The 21,097-nt window shown below is 60.8% G+C and carries 19 protein-coding genes; 7 read left to right on the top strand and 12 right to left on the bottom strand.

The annotated features are described in order from the left end of the window. Position 1: 1 nt before the first annotated feature. From QQJ98_RS02575 to QQJ98_RS02560, 4 genes are read right to left on the bottom strand one after another with little or no spacing between them, the layout of a single operon-like run. Positions 2–832 (bottom strand): ABC transporter ATP-binding protein, encoded by an 831-nt coding sequence (locus QQJ98_RS02575; protein ID WP_284323747.1) that lies wholly within the window; start codon positions 830–832, stop codon positions 2–4. Continuing rightward, the gene (locus QQJ98_RS02570) at positions 829–1,734 is read right to left on the bottom strand and encodes an ABC transporter permease (RefSeq protein ID WP_284323746.1); all 906 of its coding nucleotides are present in this window, start codon (positions 1,732–1,734) and stop codon (positions 829–831) included. The genes QQJ98_RS02575 and QQJ98_RS02570 overlap by 4 nt, the downstream gene beginning before the upstream one ends. Next, positions 1,731–2,789, bottom strand: a complete 1,059-nt coding sequence (locus tag QQJ98_RS02565; RefSeq protein ID WP_284323745.1) for an ABC transporter permease — start codon at positions 2,787–2,789, stop codon at positions 1,731–1,733. Before QQJ98_RS02565 ends, QQJ98_RS02570 begins: the two co-directional genes overlap by 4 nt. A 37-nt stretch (positions 2,790–2,826) precedes the next feature. Continuing rightward, positions 2,827–4,437: an ABC transporter substrate-binding protein gene (locus QQJ98_RS02560; RefSeq protein ID WP_284323744.1), complete on the bottom strand. Its 1,611-nt coding sequence runs from the start codon at positions 4,435–4,437 to the stop codon at positions 2,827–2,829. Between the two features lie 164 nt (positions 4,438–4,601). On the opposite strand from QQJ98_RS02560, the gene QQJ98_RS02555 reads away from it, so the two are divergent. Next, positions 4,602–5,633, top strand: coding sequence for a dipeptidase (locus QQJ98_RS02555; protein WP_284323743.1), 1,032 nt, complete (start codon positions 4,602–4,604; stop codon positions 5,631–5,633). Between the two features lie 85 nt (positions 5,634–5,718). Here QQJ98_RS02555 and QQJ98_RS02550 read toward each other — a convergent pair whose 3' ends face one another. Further along, entirely contained in the window at positions 5,719–6,642 is a 924-nt protein-coding gene (locus QQJ98_RS02550) for a serine hydrolase (RefSeq protein ID WP_284323742.1), read from the bottom strand. A 110-nt stretch (positions 6,643–6,752) separates the two neighbouring features. Here QQJ98_RS02550 and QQJ98_RS02545 point away from each other — a divergent pair, with 110 nt between their 5' ends. From QQJ98_RS02545 to QQJ98_RS02525, 5 genes are all read left to right on the top strand, one after another. After that, on the top strand, positions 6,753–7,124 hold the full coding sequence (locus tag QQJ98_RS02545; RefSeq protein ID WP_284323741.1) for a hypothetical protein: 372 nt from the start codon (positions 6,753–6,755) through the stop codon (positions 7,122–7,124). Positions 7,125–7,175: 51 nt separating this feature from the next. Then, positions 7,176–8,564, top strand: a complete 1,389-nt coding sequence (locus QQJ98_RS02540) for a PepSY-associated TM helix domain-containing protein (protein WP_284323740.1) — start codon at positions 7,176–7,178, stop codon at positions 8,562–8,564. Between the two features lie 89 nt (positions 8,565–8,653). After that, entirely contained in the window at positions 8,654–9,580 is a 927-nt protein-coding gene (gene kce / locus QQJ98_RS02535) for a 3,5-dioxohexanoate:acetyl-CoA acetone transferase (RefSeq protein ID WP_284323739.1), read from the top strand. Further along, complete coding sequence (locus QQJ98_RS02530) at positions 9,577–10,047, top strand: GNAT family N-acetyltransferase (protein WP_284323738.1); 471 nt, start codon at positions 9,577–9,579, stop codon at positions 10,045–10,047. Before kce ends, QQJ98_RS02530 begins: the two co-directional genes overlap by 4 nt. Then, complete coding sequence (locus QQJ98_RS02525) at positions 10,044–11,057, top strand: histone deacetylase family protein (RefSeq protein WP_284323737.1); 1,014 nt, start codon at positions 10,044–10,046, stop codon at positions 11,055–11,057. The genes QQJ98_RS02530 and QQJ98_RS02525 overlap by 4 nt, the downstream gene beginning before the upstream one ends. A 72-nt stretch (positions 11,058–11,129) precedes the next feature. On the opposite strand, the gene QQJ98_RS02520 is transcribed toward QQJ98_RS02525, so the two are convergent. The 3 genes from QQJ98_RS02520 to QQJ98_RS02510 are packed head-to-tail and all read right to left on the bottom strand — an operon-like array spanning position 11,130 to position 14,256. After that, positions 11,130–11,711, bottom strand: coding sequence for a histidine phosphatase family protein (locus QQJ98_RS02520; RefSeq protein WP_284323736.1), 582 nt, complete (start codon positions 11,709–11,711; stop codon positions 11,130–11,132). Further along, positions 11,708–13,336 carry a N,N-dimethylformamidase beta subunit family domain-containing protein gene (locus QQJ98_RS02515; protein WP_284323735.1) on the bottom strand — a complete coding sequence of 543 codons (1,629 nt, stop codon included), beginning with the start codon at positions 13,334–13,336 and terminating at the stop codon, positions 11,708–11,710. Before QQJ98_RS02515 ends, QQJ98_RS02520 begins: the two co-directional genes overlap by 4 nt. After that, entirely contained in the window at positions 13,282–14,256 is a 975-nt protein-coding gene (locus tag QQJ98_RS02510; protein WP_284323734.1) for a type I glyceraldehyde-3-phosphate dehydrogenase, read from the bottom strand. The genes QQJ98_RS02515 and QQJ98_RS02510 overlap by 55 nt, the downstream gene beginning before the upstream one ends. Positions 14,257–14,465: 209 nt before the next feature. Between QQJ98_RS02510 and QQJ98_RS02505 the strand changes: the two genes are divergently transcribed. Next, positions 14,466–15,620, top strand: coding sequence for a DSD1 family PLP-dependent enzyme (locus tag QQJ98_RS02505; RefSeq protein ID WP_431307779.1), 1,155 nt, complete (start codon positions 14,466–14,468; stop codon positions 15,618–15,620). A gap of 232 nt (positions 15,621–15,852) precedes the next feature. Here QQJ98_RS02505 and QQJ98_RS02500 read toward each other — a convergent pair whose 3' ends face one another. The 4 genes from QQJ98_RS02500 to QQJ98_RS02485 form a co-directional block, all read right to left on the bottom strand. Beyond that, the gene (locus QQJ98_RS02500) at positions 15,853–16,095 is read right to left on the bottom strand and encodes a hypothetical protein (protein WP_284323733.1); all 243 of its coding nucleotides are present in this window, start codon (positions 16,093–16,095) and stop codon (positions 15,853–15,855) included. Between the two features lie 80 nt (positions 16,096–16,175). Further along, positions 16,176–16,751, bottom strand: a complete 576-nt coding sequence (locus tag QQJ98_RS02495; RefSeq protein ID WP_284323732.1) for a YjbF family lipoprotein — start codon at positions 16,749–16,751, stop codon at positions 16,176–16,178. Positions 16,752–16,753: 2 nt separating this feature from the next. Beyond that, positions 16,754–18,874: a YjbH domain-containing protein gene (locus QQJ98_RS02490; RefSeq protein ID WP_284323731.1), complete on the bottom strand. Its 2,121-nt coding sequence runs from the start codon at positions 18,872–18,874 to the stop codon at positions 16,754–16,756. A gap of 186 nt (positions 18,875–19,060) precedes the next feature. Next, on the bottom strand, positions 19,061–21,043 hold the full coding sequence (locus tag QQJ98_RS02485; RefSeq protein ID WP_284323730.1) for a polysaccharide biosynthesis protein: 1,983 nt from the start codon (positions 21,041–21,043) through the stop codon (positions 19,061–19,063). Positions 21,044–21,097 lie beyond the last annotated feature (54 nt).

Below are 21,097 nucleotides of genomic sequence, written 5' to 3'. Positions count from 1 at the left end.
TTCAAAGCGCCCAACTTGCGTCGCGGTCAAGGCTTGGCAGCGGCGCGCGGGAGCCGCCGATACGGGGCAGGCAATTCAGCAGGCCTTGGGTGTAGGGGTGTTTGGCTTGCATGAGATCCTTGGCCGCAAGTTCTTCGACGACCTTGCCTTTGTACATCACCAAGACCCGGTCGCAGAAGCGGGCGACGAGGCGCAGGTCGTGGGAGATGAAGATCAGGCCCATGCCGCGGGTTTTGACGAGGTTATCGAGGATCGACAGCACTTCGGCTTGCACGGTCACATCCAAGGCGCTGGTGGGTTCATCGGCGATCAAAAGGTCGGGGTTGGGGATCAGCATCATCGCGATCATCACGCGCTGGCCCATGCCGCCGGAAAGTTCGTGCGGGTAGGCTTCCATCACGCGGGCGGGGTCGCGGATTTGCACGGCGTTCAGGGCGTCGATGGCTTTGGCGTAGGCTTCGGGTTTTGAGAGGCGGTCGCGTTGGCGCAGACCTTCGGTCAGTTGCGCTCCGACCTTCATAACCGGGTTCAGCGAGTATTTCGGGTCTTGCATCACCATGGCGATGCGGGGGCCGCGCAGGGCGCGCATCTGGGTTTCCGAGGCGCGCATCAGGTCGATGCCGTCGAAGGTCATCTCATCGGCCTCGATCTTGCCCGGCGGGCGGATCAGGCGGAGCACGGACCGCCCCGTCATGGTTTTGCCAGAGCCGGACTCGCCCACGATGCCAAGGCGTTCGCGGCCAAGGTCGAACGAGACGCCGCGCACGGCTTCGACCCGGCCTGCTTCGGTGTCAAAGGTGACGCGGAGGTTTTTGACGGTCAGGAGGCTCATTTGCTGGCGCTTTTCGGATCGAGAACATCGCGGAGGCCGTCGCCCAGCAGGTTGAAGCCTAGGCTGACGATGAAGATGGCAAGGCCGGGCATGGTGGCGACCCACCATTGTTCAAACAGGAATTTGCGGCCTGCGCTGATCATCAGGCCCCATTCTGGCAAGGGCGGTTGCACGCCAAGGCCAAGGAAGCCGAGGCCAGCGGCGGTCAGGATCACGCCTGCCATATCAAGGGTGACGCGGATGATGACGGAGGGCAGGCACATCGGGATGACATGGCCCCAGATGATGCGGATGGGGCCAGCGCCTTGCAGTTTGACGGCGGCGATATAGTCGGAATTGCGCACGGTCAGGGTTTCGGCGCGGGCAACGCGGGCGTAGGGCGGCCAGCTTGTCAGAGCAATGGCCAGCACCGCGTTTTCCATGCCGGGGCCGAGGACGGCGACCAAGGCGAGCGCGAGGATAAGTTTCGGGAAGGCAAGGAAAATGTCGGTGATCCGCATCAGGATCGTATCTGTCCAGCCGCCGAAATAGCCTGCGACGGTCCCGATGATCAGGCCTACAACGGGGGCGGTCAGGATCACCAGCAGCACGATGTAGAGGGTGATGCGGCTGCCGTAGAGGATGCGCGACAGGATATCGCGGCCGAAATCATCGGTGCCAAGGATGTTGCCGGGGGTGCCGGGGGGCAGCAGGCGACGGCCGAGTTCTTGCGTGATCGGTTCGTGTGGGGCCAGCAGGGGCGCAAAGATAGCGACGAACAGCAGCGCGGCAGTGATCAAAAGGCCGATCATTGCCAAGGGGTTACGGCGCAGGCGCAGCCAGCTGAGATAGCTTTGCCCAAGGCGGGATTGCATCCGCGAGGCGGGGTTGGGGTCGCGCAGCCATGTGGTGAGTGTGCTCATACCCGTGCCCTCGGATCGACGAGGCGGTAAAGCAGGTCGGACAACATGTTCAGGCCAATATAAGCGATGCCGACAACGACAGTGCCACCCAGAACGGCGGGCATATCTGCGACCATCAGGGCATCGGTGATGTAACTGCCAAGTCCCGGCCATGCGAAGATCGTTTCGGTCAGCACAGCACCTTCCAAGAGGTAGGCGTAGCTGAGGGCGATCACGGTGATCAGGGGAACCATGACGTTTTTCAGCGCATGAACCCAGATCACCCGGCGCTCTGGCATGCCTTTGACGCGGGCGGTGGTGATGTATTCCTGACCGAGTTCATTCATCATGAAGCTTCGGGTCATGCGAGAGATATAAGCCATAGAGATATAGGCAAGAATTCCGGCGGGCAGGATGATGTGGGAAAACGCATTGGCGAACATATCCCAGCGATTGTTCAGGGCGGTATCCAGCAGGATCATGCCAGTGTATTGGGTCAGCTCAAAATCCAGCGACATCTGATAGCCTGCATCCAAGCGCCCCGGCCCACCGACCCATTCCAACTGGCCGTAAAACAGCAACAGCCCCATCAGACCCAGCCAGAACACTGGCATCGAATAGCCCATCAGGCCGATCAGCCGGGTGGATTGGTCGAAAAAGCTGCCGGGTTTGGTGGCGGCGATCACGCCAGCGGGGACGCCCAGAAGAACACCCAGAATGGTGGCGAGGGTGGCGAGCTCCAAGGTCGCAGGGAAGCGCTGGCTGACTTCTTCCAGCACAGGCTCGCGGGTGCGGATCGAGGTGCCGAGATCGCCTTGCAAGGTGTTGCCGACATAGATGCCGAATTGCTTCCACAAAGGCTCGTTCAGCCCCAGACGCTCGCGCGCTTCGGCCATCTGCGCTTCGGTCGCGCGTTCGCCCAGGATCGACAAAACCGGATCAACCGGAATGACGTTCGAGATGAAGAACGTCACCATGAGCAAGCCAAGGAATGTGACAAACAACGTGACAACCGTGCCGCCGATCTGGCGAAGCAAGGGTATCAGGCGCGACTGCGGTGCTGGGATGCTGGTCATGGGAAACGGGCGGCCCTTTGCAGGGCCGCCCAATGCCTTACTTGGTCACAAGCCAATACGCGACGGCGTCAACAGCGCCCCCGGTATAGAGGCCTTTGACGTTCGCACGCACGCCGGTCTGGCGGGCTTGCTGGAACATCACGATAAACGGTGCCGTTTCGCGGAATTTCTTCTGCAGGGCGGCATACATTTCAACGCGCTTGGCCGGGTCTTGCTCCAGCACAGCGGCTTTCGACTCTGCGGTCATCTCACCCGGATCGTAAGCGTTGCGCCAAGCCAGATAGCCCGTGTTGTTGGCGGCATCCGAGTTGTCGGGGTTTTCCGCGAAGGTCGACGAGTTGGTGTTCGGATCGGGATAATCCGGGCCCCAGGTTTGCAGGGTGCCGTCATGTTGGCGGGCGCGGTATTCTTTCAGCTGCTCGGCCCCTTCGCCGACGCTGAGTTCAACCTTGATACCGGCTTGGCCAAAGGTGTTCTGGATCGACTGCGCCACATCCATCCGGTCGGCAGCGTTGCGCACCGACAGCTTGATGCTTGGGTCTTTGATGCCGGATTCGGCGATCAGCGCCTTGGCTTTCTCGATGTCCAAAGAATAGGGGTTGTCATCCAAAGCGCCCAGATAGCCCGAGGGCAGGAAGTTCTGGTGAACAACGGCAGCGCCTTTCATGAAGGTGTCGGCCATGCCGTTGTAATCCACCGCCCAGCGCATCGCGTCGAGGAATTTGGCGTTCTTGTAGTTTTCGTTCTTCTGGTTGAACGACAGATAATAGATCTGACCGCCCACGTCTTCTTGCACAACCACGTCGGCATTGCCCGCCATGCCCGCGACATCAATCGGGGTCAGGGTGCGGGCCACGTCAATATCGCCTTTTTCCAGCTGCAAACGCTCGGTCGCGGCTTCGGGCACATGAGTCATGAAGACTTTGGCCATTTTCGCATCGCCGCGCCAATAACCGGGGCGCATTTCCAGCACATAGCCTTCATTGGGCTTGAAGTTCTTCAGCGTGTAAGCGCCCGACCCTGCCGAATGGGTCTTCAGATATTCATTGCCAAGATCCGACACACCATCGACCATGGCCTCATTCGCCTTGACCACTTCGGCATCGACGATCGAGGCCACACCTGCGGTCAGGCAGTTGTAGAGGAAGGTCGGCGCATAGGGTTTGTCGACCTTGATGGTCAGCGTATCGCCTGCACCCGTGATCATGCTGTCCACGGTTTCAGCCGTCCAGCCGAACTGGTTCAGGATGAAGGCAGGGGTTTTGTTCAACTTGACCGCACGCTGCAGCGAATAGGCGGCGGCCTCTGCCGTTACCGGATTGCCAGAGCTGAAGGTCACGCCGGCTTTCATCTTGAACGTATAGGTCAAACCGTCTTCAGCCACCGACCAGCTTTCGGCCAGACCCGGTTCGATTTCCAACGTGGCCGGGTTGATCTCGACCAGACCGTCATAGGTGTTGTTGACCACATCAAGGCCCGAGAATTCGTAGGCTTCGTGCGGGTCCAGCGACACGATGTCGTCGATGGCCCCCGCCAGCACCAAAGTATCGGCTGGGGTTTCGGCCATCAGTGCCGCGGGGGCGGTGCCCAACATCAAAGCAGCAATCGCAACAGCGCCCACGCGGCGCAGCGTCGGTTCAAGTAGCATGACAAACTCCCTGTTTTATCATCGTTTTTTCATTGCCGTGCCTGAGTCTCTTGCAGCCTCAGGGTAATTCCTGACCGATTGGGCAACTTCTATGCGGGCTTGTCAACAGCGCCATGCGCCGCGAAACTGCAGCCAACTGGCAGTTTGACGGGGGAGCGGGCGGAATGGCAGAGTTTTCGATCTTTGACGGGCATAATGATCTGCTCTCGTGTTTGTGGACAGAAAAATCCTATCATGGCGAGGCGTTCTTTAGAGGACGCGATGGCGATCTTGATCTGGAAAAATGCCGCAAAGGCGGCTTTGCGGGCGGTTTTTTTGCGGTTTGGGTGGGGGGTGTGCCGGGAACCGGGCCTGATCCGATGGCGACCTACCGGGAATTTTCGGCGATTGATCCGGTGCGCGCCATGCAGCAGACGCTGGAGCAGATCGCAATTCTGCTGCGGATGCAGGCCGCCCGCCCCGACGCAATTCGTCTGTGCCGCTCGACAGCCGAGATCGCGGCGGCGCGTGCGGCGGGTGCGATTGCCGCCATCCTGCATATCGAAGGCACCGAGGGCATTGCCGAAAATCTGGACGCCTTGCACGTTTTTCATGCAGCGGGCCTGCGCAGCCTTGGTCCGGTCTGGAGCCGCCCGAACATTTTCGGCCATGGCGTGCCGTTCAACTTCCCCGCCAGCCCCGACACCGGGGCGGGGCTGACCGAAGCCGGGATGCGGTTGGTCTGGGAATGTGATGCTTTGGGCGTGCTGGTCGATCTCAGCCATCTGAACGAGGCCGGGTTCTGGGATGTGGCGCGGATTTCAACCAAGCCGCTGGTCGCCACCCATTCCAACGCGCATGCCGTGACGGCCTCGACCCGCAACCTGACCGACCGCCAACTGGATGCGATCCGCGCCAGCGGTGGCTTGGTCGGGCTGAACTTCGGCTGCAGCTTCTTGCGCAGCGATGGGGTGAAAAATCCCGCAACCGGCCCCGAGGTCATGCTGCGCCACCTCGATCACCTGCTCGCGCATCTGGGCGAGGATGGCGTGGCACTGGGATCGGATTTCGACGGCACAATGATCCCCGATTTCATCACCGATGCCAGCGGCCTGCCCCATCTGACGGACGCGCTGAAAAGCCATTACGGCGCGGCGCTGACCGAAAAGCTGTGCTGGAACAACTGGCAAACCTTGCTGGCGCGCGTGATCGGCTGAGCCCGCTTTGGTCATCCTCTGTGCAAAAGTAGGGCGGGGGTGAGGCGGGAGGAAGCCCCCTGCCCGCCCCTTCAAACCGGCCCGCTCAAAGTCGGGTGATGTCCTCGGTCATTTCCCAGATCAACCGTCCGATCTGGGGGAAGGCTTGCGGATGGCTCTGCGCCATGCCTTGGCCTTCGGTGGTCAGCACCATGATCAGCGGTTTGCGCTGCGGGGCGGCAATGCGGATCATGTCATGCTTGAACCAGCTGGTTTTCGCATCGCCGGTCCACAGATTATGCCCGGCTTTCGACCAGATCTGCACGCCAGTGGGCAAATCGCCGCCAAGGTATTCGGACAGCTGATAGGCTGGGTTTGCTGCATCTTCGCTGTCGGGATCGCGCTGCAAAATCGCCTGCGCGCGCGCCTTCGACGGTTGTGACAGCGGCAGATCGCCCTCGAACAACTCCCACAACAGGCGCGCAGCAGCCACTGGCGTCAGGCGGTTCAGATAGCTGCCGTCCACCCCTGCAAATTGTGCCTCGCGCCCATACCTCGTGTCATCCATCAGCTTTTGCGCGATGTGGCAGCCTTGCCATTCATCCCAACCCAAGGCCCAGAAAAAACGGTTCAACCGCTCGCGCTTGTTCACCCAATCCAGATATTCCGCGCCATGCAGCAGGGTGTCGCCAGTAGTGCCGGTGATCAGATCAATCGCGTAATTGGTCGCTCCATTGGAGGACCAGCGGATCATATCGCGCAGGGCGCGGTCCATCTCGCCATGCGGGGCGATGCGGGCATCTTCAAGCAGCGCCAAAGCGTGGACAAGGTGGAAGGTCTTGACCAGCGAACAGGGATAAACCGCGGTCGCGCCGCGATGCGCAAAGCCTTCGGCCCCCGCGGCACCCCGCGTCAACAGCACCAGACCAAAGCGATCCGCCGCCAGCCCCTGTCCGCCATGCAGCTCTACCAAGGCCGAGGTGATGCGCGCGCCCAAAGCCGCCCATTCCGGGGTTTCGACAAAGACCATAGCTGCTCCTGTTTTTTGGCCAGCTTATGCGGCGGCGCGCGGAAAGAAAGCCTGCGATCACGCGATGTGGTGGCTTGATCTTGCGGGATGTGATCGGTTAGCCACAGCGGATGCACCGCTTTGCCCGCCAATTTGCCCTGAATGTGATGGCCCTGCTGTTGGCAGTGGCCCTGACCACTTTGGGCTTTGGTCACCGGATGGTGCTGCAAGATCCGGTGGATCTAAGCGCCTATGCGATGCCGGATGGCACTTTGCCTGAACTTTGCCATGACAGCGGCATGGGCGATCACAGCAGCAAGGATCAGGCGCCTTGCCCGCTGTGCCGGATCATCGCGGCGTTTGAAATCCCGGCCAGCACCGGTGTGCCAGCCGTGCACCTGGTGGCCGTGGCGCAGGTTTGGCCGCAACTGGCTGTGGCCGATGCCTCGGCCTATCCGCCAGCCACGCCACCGGCGCGCGGGCCGCCTGTCACCCAGATCTAAGCATCCCTCGGGCATTAGCCCGCCCTTTGGCTTTATCTGGAATGAAATCCCATGTCTGAGACATCAACTGCGCCTGCGGGCGTTGATAAACTTTACTTTGCGGTCTGGCGTTGGCACTTTTACGCGGGGCTTTATGTGATCCCGTTTCTGTTGATGCTGGCGATCACCGGGATTGTGATGGTGTGGTTCACCAGCATTTCACCCGAAAGCGGCGAGCGTCTGGTGCTGACCCCGCAAGCCCAAACCCAGACCATCAGCGCCCAAGAAGCCGCCGCCCTTGCCACCCACCCAAAGGGCAAGATCGGCCAATATATTGCGCCCCGCAGCCCTGTAAACCCCGCGCTGTTCCGGGTGGATCTGGCAGACAGCCGGCGCGTGATCGCCGTTGATCCCTACACGGGCGCAGTGCTGCGCGACACGCAGGACGGCGCGTCTTGGTACACGTTGGCCAATGACATTCATGGCACATTGCTGATCGGCACATTGGGCGATCGGTTGATCGAGATTGCAGCCTCGCTTGGGCTTTTGCTTGTGGTGACAGGGGTTTATCTGGTGTGGCCGCGCAATGGGGCGGGCTTGCGCAGCCTGCTTGTACCGAATCTGCGCGCGCGTGGGCGGGCGTGGTGGAAGTCTTTGCACGGCGTGCTGGGGTTCTGGATCTCGCTGGGGCTGGTGTTCTTTCTGATCTCGGGCCTGTCTTGGGCGGGGATCTGGGGCGAAAAATATGTGCAGGCCTGGGCCACTTTTCCGGCCGAAAAATGGGACAATGTGCCCTTGTCGGATGCCCGCCACAAAGACATGAACATGACCGCAGATGACACTGTGCCATGGGGGCTTGAGCAAACGCCGATGCCGATGTCAGGCTCGGATGCGGGTGTCACCGGCCTGCCGATGGGAGTGCCAGTGGTGCTTGAGAACGTGGTGGCACTGGGGCGGGCAATTGGCTTTCAGGGCCGTTTTCAGGTGGCGGTTCCCGCCGATGATGCCGGGGTCTGGACGCTAAGCCAAGACAGCAACAGCTATGACGGCCCCGACCCCACCGCGGATCGCACCGTGCATATCGACCAATTCACCGGCAAGATTTTGGCCGATGTGGGTTTTGCCGATTACGGGCTGGCGGCAAAGTCGATGGCGGTCGGCATTGCGCTGCACGAAGGCCAGTTGGGGCTGTGGAATGTGGTTCTGAACATCGGCTTTTGCCTGATCGTGGTGTTTGTCTGCGTAAGTGGTGTGGCGATGTGGTGGAAACGCCGGCCATCGGGCGCGCGACGTCTGGGCGCGCCGCCGATGCCAGCGGGGGTGCCGTTGCGCGGTGTGGCGCTGATTGCCTTGGTTTTGGGCGTGGCGTTTCCGATGCTGGGCGCGGTGCTTGTCGCCGTATTGGCGCTGGATTTCCTGCTGCTGCAGAACCTGCCTGCGATGAAGCGGACATTCAGCTGACTGAAATCGGGCGCGCGGCGGGTTTGCCGCCGCGCGCCTCTATGCAAAGCTTTCGGCTTCATGGCAGGATGGCCCCAAGAGGAGGCTTCATGTCGAAAATCATCATCTCTTGTGCAGTCACCGGGTCGATCCACACGCCGTCAATGTCAGAGTTTTTGCCGGTGACAGGGGCGCAGATCGCAAGCTCGGCCATTGAGGCGGCACAGGCGGGGGCAGCGATTTTGCATCTGCACGCGCGGGTGCCGGAAAATGGTCGCCCGTCGAGTGATCCGGCGCATTGGGCGGGGTTTTTGGGTCAGATCAAGGCAGGTTGCGACGGCGTGGTGAACATGACCACCGGTGGATCGGCGGTGATGACATTGGCGCAGCGGCTGGCAGCCCCGTTGCAGTTTCAGCCCGAGATGTGCAGCCTGAACATGGGCACGATGAATTTCGCTTTGTATCCGATGGCAGCCCGGATCAGCGCATGGAAACATGACTGGGAGCAGCCGTTCCTCGAAGGCTCGGACGATCTGGTCTTCAAGAACACTCCGCGCGATATTGGCTTTGTTTTGCATGAGATGGGCGGCTTGCGTGGCGCGCGGTTCGAGTTTGAATGTTATGACATGAGCCATTTGTATATGCTGAAGCATTTCGTGGACCGCGGTGCGGTGCAGGGGCCGTTGTTCATCCAGTTTGTGTTTGGCGTGCTGGGCGGCATGGCGGCGGACCCGGATATGCTGGTGCTGATGAAGCGCACAGCGGATCGGTTGTTTGGGGACAGCTATCAGTTTTCGGTGCTTGCGGCCGGGCGGATGCAGTTGCCGATGGCGACGATGGCGGCCACGATGGGCGGCCATGTGCGGGTCGGGCTGGAGGATAATCTTTACGCGGCCAAAGGCGTGTTGGCGCGATCAAACGCCGAGCAAGTCAGCCGCATCCGCAGCATTGTCGAGGGCTTGGGGCGCGAGATTGCCAGCCCCGCTGAAGCCCGCGCGATGCTCGGGCTGAAAGGTGTGACGCAGGTGGCATTTTGATCGGTTATCGCTTGGCCGTCGCGGCGGATGCGGCGCTGATCCATGCGCTGTTGTCCGAGATGGCAGAGGCCGAGGGCAGCACGATAGGCGGCGGGGTGGCGGCGCTGCTGCAGCACGGCTTTGGGCCAAAGCCGCAGTTTCGGGTGGTGCTGGCACAAGAGCATGGTGTGGCGCTGGGATTTTGCCTGTTTCTGCCGGAATACTCCAGCTGGCGCGGCGCTATGGGGCTGTTTGTGCAGGATATTTATCTAAGTCACGCTGCGCGCGGCAAAGGGTTAGGGCGCGGCTTGTTGGCGGCAGCTTTGGCCGAGGCGCAGGATTGGCAGCCCCAGTTCATGGCGCTGATGGTCAAGCGCAGCAACCTGCTTGCGATCGGATTTTACCAAACTTTGGGCTTCGCGTTGCGCGATGCCTCTGACCCGTTCATTCTTGAAGGAGAGGGCCTGCGCGCCCTGATGCAGCCATGATCACGGTATTTGACGACGCCCAGCGGGCGCATGATCCGCAGTTCTTTTTGTCGTCAGGCGCGCGCAAGCCCTGCCCCGAGCAGCCCGCGCGGATTGATGCCTTGTTGGGGGCGGTGCGGCGGATGGGCGGCCCGGTGGTGCAGGCACCGGATGCCGGGCTTGCGCCGATTCTGGCGGTGCATCCGGCGCGCTATGTGACGTTTCTGTCGGGCATATATGAGAGATGGATGCGGATTGACGGTGCTTCGGCAGAGGTGATCCCGAATGTGCATCCGGCCAGTCGGTTGGACGGCTATCCGTTGTCGGCCGTGGGTCAAGCCGGGTTTCACATGACGGATACCTCTTGCCCGATTTCAGCGCAGACTTGGGGCGCGGCCTATGCCTCGGCGCAAACCGCGCTGCATGCGGCTGATCTGGTGTTGGGTGGCGAGAATGCGGCTTACGCATTGTGTCGCCCGCCCGGGCATCATGCTTTTGCCGAAAGCGCCGGCGGCTTTTGTTATCTGAACAATTCGGGCATTGCCGCGCAAAGGCTGACCGATGCCGGGCGCCGGGTCGCTATTCTGGACGTGGATCTGCACCACGGCAACGGCACTCAAGGCATGTTCTACGCGCGCGGCGATGTGCTGACGGTATCGCTGCACGCACATCCCGAGCGGTTTTATCCGTTCTTCTGGGGGTATGAGGGCGAATTTGGCGAAGGCGCGGGGTTGGGCGCGAACCTGAACTTGCCGCTGCCGCGCGGTACCGGCGATGCGGGATTTTTGGATGCCTTGGCCCAAGGCATTGAAAAGGTTCAGGCTTGGGGTGCCGACACTTTGGTGCTGGCGCTTGGGCTGGATGCGTTTGAGGGCGACCCATTTGCGGGATTGAGCGTGACCACACCCGGCTTTGCCGCAATCGGGCGCGCGGTGGCGGCGATGGGGCTGCCCGTGGTGATCGTGCAAGAGGGCGGGTATCTGTGCGATCAGTTGGGCGATAATCTGGAGGCGGTTTTGCGGGCTTGGTAAGGCGCGCTTTCTGGTCTGCTGGATGCCTTGGGCGGGGATATTTGTGCAGAGAGGACGCCCAAAAACCGCGCTTCAGGCTGCGATTTCAGTGATGCTTTGGCCATCACCCAGCGCATAGAACGCGTCTTGCGGCACGGGCAGCGTGTAGCTTTCAGCCTCGGTCAGCCCGGCCCAATGTGCGCGGATCACGCGGCTGACCACGGCATGGGCGACGATGATCTTGACGGGGGTGGAGTCGGACTGGATCGCAGCCAAGGCCGCTGCCAGACGGGTGGCAAAGGTCTCGAATGTCTCGCCATCGGGCGAATGAAACCACCACGCCTCGGGCGGGACAGAGGCGCGCAGGCCGGGGTGGGCGGTGTCGATTTCAAGATCGGTGCGGCCATCCCATGATCCCATGCCGATCTCTTTCAGCCGTGGATCGAGCGTAATGGCGGGATTGCCAAGTTCGGCGGCGATCAGGCGGGCGGAATGATGGGCGCGGCCCAATGGGCTGGCAAAGATGCGAAAATCGGGCAAATGCAGTCTGGCAAGACGGCGGCCCATCGCTGTGGCCTGCGCTTGACCAAGGGCGGTGAGGTTGCTGTCAACCTGACCCTGACGGCGGCCCATCGCATTGAATTCAGTCTGGCCGTGGCGGCAAAGATAGATCATGCCCATCCCCCCAAAAGGATGTTGCGGGTGACCTGCTCAACGGCACGCTCGCGCGCGATCAGCCCTGCCACCCATTCGCAAGAGGCCGCATTGAACACCGCCCCGCGCCCCCGGCGATATTCGGCCATGCAGCCATTGCCGCGCGATGCCCGCGCGATGGTTTCGGGCGTAACACCGCCATAAAGCCTATGCGCCAGATCTTCGGCATCGCCTGCACCGATGAATTTGTCGCGGTCATGCGGGCCGGTGGAATGGGAAAGCGTGGTGGCGGGCGACAGGCCAACGATGGTCAGCTCGCCTTGCAACCCGGTATTTTCCGCGGCAAAGGGCAGACCATGCTGCATGATGTAGTCGATGCCATCAACCTCATAGGCAAAGATTTTCGCAGCGGCCCCCAGCACATCGCCATAGCCAAGCCCGCTGCCGTTCAGCGCCCAATGCTCGGGCCGGTAGATCGCAAAACCACCCGCACCATGAGCGGCGCAGCGGCTCCACCCGGCATAGACGCCCGCCGATCCAGTCAGCCCCATGGTGGCCGTGGCGGGGCGGTTGATCGCAGGATGGTCCCAATAGCTGGTCAGGCGATTGGTGGCACCCAGAGGGTCGGCGGTCTCTGCCGTGGTTTTGTAGCAGGTCTGTTCGGTCAGATCGTCTGACAGCCGCGTTTGCCAGAAGAAATTCCCCGCGAAGCGCGCAAGTTTGCCGCCCTGATCCAGCCAAGCTTCTAGATGATCGCGCATGGCCCATGTCCAATATTCGTCATGGCCCACGATCAGCACACGGTCATAGCCGTTCAGCGCAGCCGGATCGCGGTGCAGATCATGCTGGGTCGTGTAATCAAGCACGATATTCTGGCTTTCGCACCACAGGGCAAAGGGCCGCTCAAACGCCGCCCAGCCGGAAGAAGCGTATTTCTTCGACACCCCACGCGCGCGGGCATAATCCATGTGCGGATAGCGCGGTTTGGTCAGCAGAGGCGACGCATGTGGGATGCGCGGGGCATCCGCGGGCCAAGCAACAAAGCCATTCGCCCAAGGTCGCTGGGTGCTGACAATGGGTGCAAAATCACCTTGCGCGGGGCCGGTCAAACCTTGGTAATGGTTTGAACCGCCCCAATCGTTGTAGGCGCACCAAGTGCCCGTGGCCAGCAGCATCAGGATTTTTGCCTTTTGCCTCAGGGCCTTGATGACAAACATCCCTTGCGAGGCATGGCCGGGCACCGTCACCGTGACGGTGTAAACCCCGCTGTGCCAATCATCTGGGATGGTCAGGCGCAAAGCCTCGGGCCAGTTGCAGCCATGCTCTGATGCGTCAAACGGGGTTGCAGCAAAGTGGGTGGCAATCTCCGTTTGCAGCACGATCTGCGGGGTTGCCCCGTCGCGGGCGATGGTCAGTGCCGCCGTGGGCGCGTTTGACATCGCGTGCAAAACCAATGTCTCACCGGGGCTATAAGACAGCGCCGCGCTGTAAATCCAGACTTGTGGCCGGCTGGGGTCGGGGCTTGCGGTCTCGTAGTAATGGCCGGTGACCGCATCGCCATCGTCGGTGGGTCCGGCGATGAAAAAGCCGATCAAGACGCGGCCATCCGGGCGGCAATATCCAGCATCCGGTTGGAAAACCCCCATTCATTGTCATACCAGCCGAACACCCGCAGCATGCCGCCGCGCGTGACGCGGGTTTCCGGCAAAGCCATCACAATGCTTTCGGGTCGCGCCCGCAGATCGGTGGATACCAGCGCCTTGGTGGTCGCGCCGATAACGCCGCCAATGCTGCCGAGCACCGTATTCACTTCCGCCACCGTCGGCGCGGTTTCGGTCATCACCGCCAGATCCACCGCCGAGACCGAAGCCGTCGGCACCCGCACCGCCGAGCCTTCGATCCGCCCCGCGATCTGTGGCAAAACCTGATCCAGCAGCCGTTGCGCCGAGGTCGTCGTCGGCACCATCGACAAAGCGGCCGCGCGCGAGCGGGCGAAATCAGCGGCAGGCGCATCCACCGTCGGCTGGCTGCCGGTGTAGCAGTGAATGGTGGTCATCGACCCGGTGACGACGCCCCAATTCTCATGGATCAGTCGCGCCAAAGGTGCCAAAGCATTGGTGGTGCATGACGCGTTCGACACGATCTGCTGATCGGTCAGCTCAGCATCATTCGCCCCCAGCACCACCGTCAGATCAGCGGCCTTTGAGGGGCCCGAGATCAACACTTTGCGCGCGCCACCGCGCAACCCGCGCGTCGCCATCTCGCGCGCCTCTGCCCGCCCGGTACATTCCAGCACCACATCGACACCTTTCAGCGCAAGGCTGGAAATATCCGGCGTGCGGTGCAGCGGAATTGCCTGACCGTCGATCACCAAGGCATTGTCCTGCAGCCGCACCTGCCCCGGCCAAGGCCCGAAAACCGAGTCGAACTCGAACAGATAGGCGCACATCTCGGCGGCGGCGATGTCGTTTATGCCGACAATTTTCGCGCCGGGCAGCGCGCCCTTCAAGGCCGCGCGCAGCACCGAGCGGCCAATGCGACCAAAGCCGTTGATGAATAGGTGCATGTGCCGCCCTCCCCGCCGATTTGCGCCAAGTCAGATCACGGGATTGGGTGCCGATCAATGGGCTGTGCGGGTTTTGATCAAATAAACAGAGGCTATGGCGCGCGTGTGGCAGCCGCGAAGGTCGGGCGGCAGCAAACTGTGGATGCTGTGCAGCATCTGCTGGCAAAGCCACGGGATTTCAGCCAGCTTGGATTGGAAAAGGGGTGTGGATGATGGATTTCAGCGGTTACGATGTGGGCTATGACATTCCGGCCCTGCCGGGGATGGCCGAAGCTGCGGTTCAGACGCCTTGTCTGGTGCTGGATCTGGACGCCTTAGAGCGCAATATCCTCAAGATGGGCGATGCCGCGCGGGCTTTGGGGGTGCGGCACCGCGTGCATGGCAAGATGCACAAATCGGTGGATGTTGCGCTCTTGCAGATGCGGTTGGGCGGTGCATGCGGGGTGTGCTGCCAGAAGGTGTCCGAAGCCGAAGCCTTTGTGCGCGGCGGGATCATGGATGTGCTGGTTTCCAACCAAGTGACCGATCTTGCCAAGATCGACCGCTTGGCGCGGCTGGTGTTGCGGGGGGCGCGGGTGATTGTCTGCGTCGATGATCTCTCGAATGTGGCCAACCTCTCAGCGGCGGCGCTGCGGCACGGCGTGATCGTGGAATGTCTGGTCGAGATGGATGTGGGCGCGGGGCGCTGCGGGGTGCGCGGGGCGGCGGCTGTCGTGGCGCTGGCGCAGGCGATTGATGCTGCAGACGGGCTGCGGTTTGCGGGCGTGCAAGCCTATCAGGGCGCGATGCAGCATCTGACCTTGTTTGCGGATCGCAAGGCTGCCGTCGAAGTTGCGGTGATAGAGGTGCGCGCGGCGGTGGCGGCGCTGGCGGCGGTGGGATTGGCTTGCGATATCATTGGCGGCGCGGGAACGGGCAGCTATCCGCTGGAAGGCGCGTCAGGGATCTACAACGAGCTGCAATGCGGGTCTTATGCGTTCATGGATGCGGATTATGGCCGGGTGTTGGATCAGGACGGGCGGCGGTTTGATGCGGGTGTCTGGGAAAACGCGCTGTTTGTGCTGACCTCGGTGATGAGTCACGTTCGGGCAGATTGGGCAGTTTGCGATGCTGGTTTGAAAGCTTTGGCGGTAGATTCGGGGCTGCCGGTGGTGGCTGGGCGAGGGCAGCTGATCTATAAAGCTGCCTCGGACGAGCATGGTGAGATGAGCGACCCGGACGGCATTTTGCGGATCAATGACAAGCTGCGGCTGGTGCCGGGGCATTGCGACCCGACCTGCAATTTGCACGATTGGTTCGTGGGGGTCAGGGGCGGTGTGGTCGAGGTGGTCTGGCCGATTTCGGCGCGGGGCAAGGGCTATTAAGGCGCGGCGCTTGCCGCTGCCTGCAGGGTGTCCACGCGTGGACAGCTTTTCCCGCTTATCAAAATCAATGACTTAAGGCACCAGTGTTCAGACTTTGTTAACTTTTCGCTTCGCAATTTCTGCCTCGGGCAGTCGCCCCAGCCTAGGGCCGGCCACCGCCAAAATGCAAAACGCCCAAGCCAAAGCTTGGGCGTTCAAAACTCATGCAACCACCCGGAAGGGCAGAGGCAGATTAGTCCAGCGAGCCAGTGTTGGTGCCGTTGGTGCCGTCGTTGCTGTCACCGTTGGAAACCAGCGCAGCGACGACAATCGCGCCACCGATGATTGCCCACAGCGGAGTTGCCGAAGAAGAGGTGTTTTCTTCAACGACGACAGGAGCCGGCTCTACAATCGGGTCAACCATGCCGCCAGCGAAAGCGGTGGTCGAGGACAGGACGAGCGACGAGATGAGAGCGAAGGAAGCGATTTTTTTCATAAGGAATACTCCGGTTGGATACACGATCTGTCTAATCATATAGGTTCAGGGATCAAAAGAAAAGTATAAGGCAAGTGCAATCAGCCATCTTTCCGCTCAACCGCGGCATATCCGACACCTTGCGACATCCATTGGCGCGATTTGCTTATAGAACCAGCAGAATCAAACCAGAACTCGTTCCGAATCGTGCCGATATCTGCCACGCAAAGCTCTGACACATGGTTTGGGTCGGCGGGATCACGCTCAATTTTACAGCTGAACTGATGCCGCAGCGAGGTGTCCGCGCCATCAAGATCATAGTAGCTGCGTGGCTGGGCGATGCCTGCGCGCAACGACGCCGGGGTTGGCGTGGCAGCTGACATCAGATCGCGGCCAAAACCCCGCGTGCCGATCAACATGCCATTGCGCAAAAACACCTGCGAGCCGTCTTTCGAGCCATAGACATTCACGCCATCGCGCTGAGAGATCAGCGACATCGGGAACTTGATGCCGCGCCCGGTCAAGGTGAACCAGATTTGCGGCGCCCCCTCGGCTGGTTTCACCGCGGCCGAACCGGCGCTTATCCCAGCCACACGGCCAACGACTTTGTCCACCAGCGGTGCCGCGCAAGCCGTAAGGCTTAACAGGGCGGTCAGGGTCAGCATACTGCGGTGCAAAGTCATCTCCAGAACCGCCCCCAAGCGGCATCAAGGTCGGTTTCCTGATAGCTGCGCACCGTGTCATACAACCGGTTTTCCACATCCAGTCGCGCACCACCATCGCGCAAAATCGGGCGCAGCGTCAGCTTGGAGACCTTTTGGGTCGGCTGCCCGCTGAGGAACGCCAAGGGCAGCGAGATCCGAATACCCTTGTCAAAAGAGCCTTCGCCGAAATCGTCAAACGGCACATCCGTCAAAGTGGCAAAGGCACCTACTTTGATTCCATTGGCAAATTCACGGTCCAGCGACAGGGTTGCGCCGTAATCACCCGCCAGATAGCGGCCAACATCAAGCTGCGCCTGATAGCCGCCTGCAAAGCTGTAATAGCCCGAGACATGGCCAGTCACGACGCTGTAATCCTGAAAGCCCAACAGCTGATCAAAGTCGCGTTGCTTGACGTAGTTGATTTCAGCCCCAATCGCGTAGGGCTTGTTCGGCTTTTGCCACAGCACTTCACCGGAAACGCCGCCAAACATCCGCTCCAGATAGCCCACGGTGACGCGGGAATAAATCTCGGGCGCGGGCTTTGCGATCCACACCAAGGTCAAACGCTCGATCGCGGGATCGCCTTCGGTGTTGTAGATATCAGCATTGCTGCGGACCGGCGGCAGCTTGGTATTGGACTCGAACGTGCCGCGTTTGATGCCGGAATACAGCTCTTTCGTGATCGAGCCGGTTGCGAACAGACCCGGCGCGAAATCATAGCGCGCAGTGAGTCGCAGACCAAGATCGGCCTGAAATGGCTTGCCCGGATCAAACAGGCTGGTCGAGATATAGGGGCTGAGGCCCCAGTCAAAGCGCGGGTAAAGCCCGGCACCCCGGATCGCGCCCTCTGGCAGACTGGCGGCGGCGGGCAGGATCTGAACCCGCTGATCCATCGCAATATCGGCACCGGGGGCAAATTCCAACGCCTCAAGATCGGCGCGGCGGATGACCACGGTGGACAAAGGCACACCCTGCGCCACTGGCACGATTTCAAACCTATCGACCGAGGCAGGCATCACGGCAGAAAGCGCGCGGGCCGTGCGGCCAATCGCTTGCGGCGCGTTGTCGAGCTTGGTGTTGCGGATGCGCAGATGCACACGCCCGGCATTCACCGCCATGCTTTCGATGATAATGCCGTCGCGGCTCAGGATGGCTTGGGTCTGGTCGCGCATCGCGGTCAGGCTACCACGGTCATTGAACCAAGCATCGCCCCAGCTTTTGGCAGCGCGGCGGTCGGTAACGGGCAGCGGGCCGGGGCCGATGCTGCCGCCACGCGGACTTTTCTTGGGGTTCAGCGCGACTTGCGCCGAAAAACCGATCTTGGAGCCGTAAAGCGAATACAGCCCCAGCCGGATCGTGTTGCGAATGTTATACTCAACGCCGAAGTTCAGCGGGGTTTTGCGATCAAACGTGTCGCGGTCCACGGCCTCTGCGGTGTAGCCATCCGACGAATATTCGGCTTTCACCGACCATTTGTCGTTCACCTGCCACTCGACCCCAGCGAAAGGAGCGACATCGCCGCGGAACCACTGGCCGGTGCGTGGCTTGCCGCCAAGGCCGAAATCAATCTCAGGCCGCGCTCCGAACGGGGCCCCGATCGCGCCATAGCTGCCGTAGCGGCCCCAACCCAGACCCGCAGTCACTTTGACTTTGTCGCCAAAGGTCTTGGTGGCGGCAATATATTCGCCTGCCTGCACCCCGGTGCCGATGATGTCTTGCAAGCCGATGGTGACGGCGGGGATGTAGCGGCTTTCCTGCAAAATCTGGTAGCGCAGATCAAAGCTGCGGTCGAAATAGGTCGAAATGTCATCTTGCGGCGGATCAAACCAATCTTTCACCGACCCGTAGCGAAAGCTGCCGGACAGGCGCGGTGTGATCTGAAAGGTCACCGTGGTGCGGCCAATCGGACCAAACTGCGATTTGACCACCGAAAGCGTGCCGTCGAGTTGCTGATCGCCCGAAGGCATGTCGATCAACCCGGTGACGCCCGAAAAGGCAAGGCTGGGCCGCATCTCGGCCCCAGCGGGTTGCACGGCCAAAGCCAAGGCCACACAGCCACCAAACGCGCGCAAAGCCGCAAATTTCGATCTTAACATGCTGGCATGCCCTACTCTTTGCGCCATAATGCACGACGCCACGCTGTAGTCATAGGCGATATGCTTGGCTTCTGCTACCAAGCCCGCGCGAAAAAGACGCGGCTGTGGTGCAATTGCAGATTTCTTGCCGATGGCATTGGCATTGGTCGGCTGCGATGCGTGAGCCAAGGCCAGCGCGATCCGGGTTTAGCCGCGCACGATGCGCAGACGGCGGGCGTTTGCCACAGCTTCGTCCATCGCGCCGTCGATCTCGGCCTCTGGCTCCCAGAACTGATCGACGATCTCTTGTGGCGGTTGGTAGGCGGTTTGCTGCTCAATCATGATCTTGCGAATCCGCTCGATATCGTTGCGCTCGCAGGCGCGGGCAAGATCGTCGAGAGCAAGCGACAGCTCTTCGAGCGGCTGACGGCTTTCGGTCGCCGACATGATCCGGGGATGGCTGGTGGGTTTCGGCAAATTGCCGACCAGCAATTCTTCATGCAGCTTTTCACCGGGACGCAGCTTGGTGAACACAATGCCAATCTCATCCTGGTTCGGTTTTTCGCTGTCAGGATCGGTGAAGATGATCGGCTTAAGCCCATGCAAACGCGCCATTCTTGCCGCCAGTTCGGTGATCAGCACCGGATCGCCCATATCCAGCACAAACACCTCACCGCCCTGCGCCATGGCACCGGCTTGGATCACCAACTGCGCAGCCTCGGGGATGGTCATGAAGAAACGGGTGATTTCGGGATGGGTTACAGTGATCGGGCCACCAGCCTCGATCTGGCGACGAAACAACGGAATCACCGAACCGGACGAGCCCAACACATTGCCGAAGCGCACCATCGAAATCGTGGTGCCGGGATTGCGTGGCGCATCGGCAAGCGCCTGACACACCAGCTCTGCCAAGCGCTTCGAGGCACCCATGATATTGGTCGGGCGCACCGATTTATCTGATGAAATCAACACGAACGACTTCACGCCAGCCGCAATCGCAGCTTCGGCCAGCGTCGCCGTGCCAAACACGATGTTGCGCACGCCGGCGACGATGTTCTGCTCGACCAGCGGCACATGTTTGTAAGCGGCAGCGTGGAAAACCGTCTCAACCTGAAACTTGCGCAGGGTCCGATCCACCAGCCGCGCCGATTTGATACAGCCCAGCACCGGCGACAGCGCCACATTCGAGCGTATCGAAAGCTTCATCGCGGCAAGCTCTTGCTCGACCGAGTAAAGCGCAAGTTCCGAGATTTCGTAAAGAACCAGCCGCTTGGGTTTCAGACGCAGGATTTGACGGCAAAGCTCTGCCCCGATCGAGCCGCCAGCCCCCGTCACCATTACCACCTTGCCAGTGATATTCGCGCCCATAAGCTCGGGGCGGGGTGGCACAGGATCGCGGCCAAGCAGATCTTCGATGCTGATGTCATTGATCTGATCAATCCGCGCCTTACCAGTCATGATATCGTCAAGACCCGGCACGGTCTGGATCAGAAGCGGCTGATTTTCCAGCGATTTCAGAATTTCATTGCGGCGAGACTTCGTGGCCGAAGGGATCGCCAACAGCACCACATTAACGCCATTGTTGCGGATCAGCGATTCGATCTTTGATGGCGGATAAACCATCAGACCGCCCACATGGGTGCCTTGCGCCTGCACCGAATCGTCGATGAACGCCACCGGCACATAGTCACTGCGCTGATGCAGCACCTGCAGCAACTGCCGCCCCGCCGCGCCTGCACCATAAATCGCCACACGTTCCTTGCGGCGGTTTTGCGCGTAATTCACCAACTCGCGGAAACCAAAGCGCACGCCACCGACACACAGGAAGGTCAGCAACGTATAAATCAGCGGCACGGCGCGCGGCACCGGCAGGTCTGCCATCTGAACCACAAGGATCATCGTGACGCCCGACAGCACCGAGCCGAACATGATGGTGATCAGCGCCCGTCCGGCGATATAGCGCAGCACAGCGCGGTAAAACCCGAGCCGCACAAAGCTGAAGATCGTTACTGGCAAGACTGGGATCAGCACGCTCCATGCCGCTGGCACGGAAACAAAAGCAAAGCTGTCAAGCTTTATCCACATTGCCAAAGCGAACATGATTGGCAGCAGCGTCAGATCGACTGCGACCTGAAGGACCCGCTTCTTGCCACGGCTCATCGAAAGAAGCCGATATATTGCTGGGTTCATTCCAAGATCCTTGGCCCTAAGTGGCACATACTGGATAAGTCATAGGGGACCTGA

It is taken from the genome of Cypionkella aquatica, from assembly GCF_030161095.1.
In the GTDB taxonomy this organism is placed as follows: Bacteria; Pseudomonadota; Alphaproteobacteria; order Rhodobacterales; family Rhodobacteraceae; genus Cypionkella; species Cypionkella aquatica.
The sequence above is the reverse complement of the archived record's forward strand: the minus strand, read 5'-3'. Positions and strand labels throughout refer to the sequence as shown.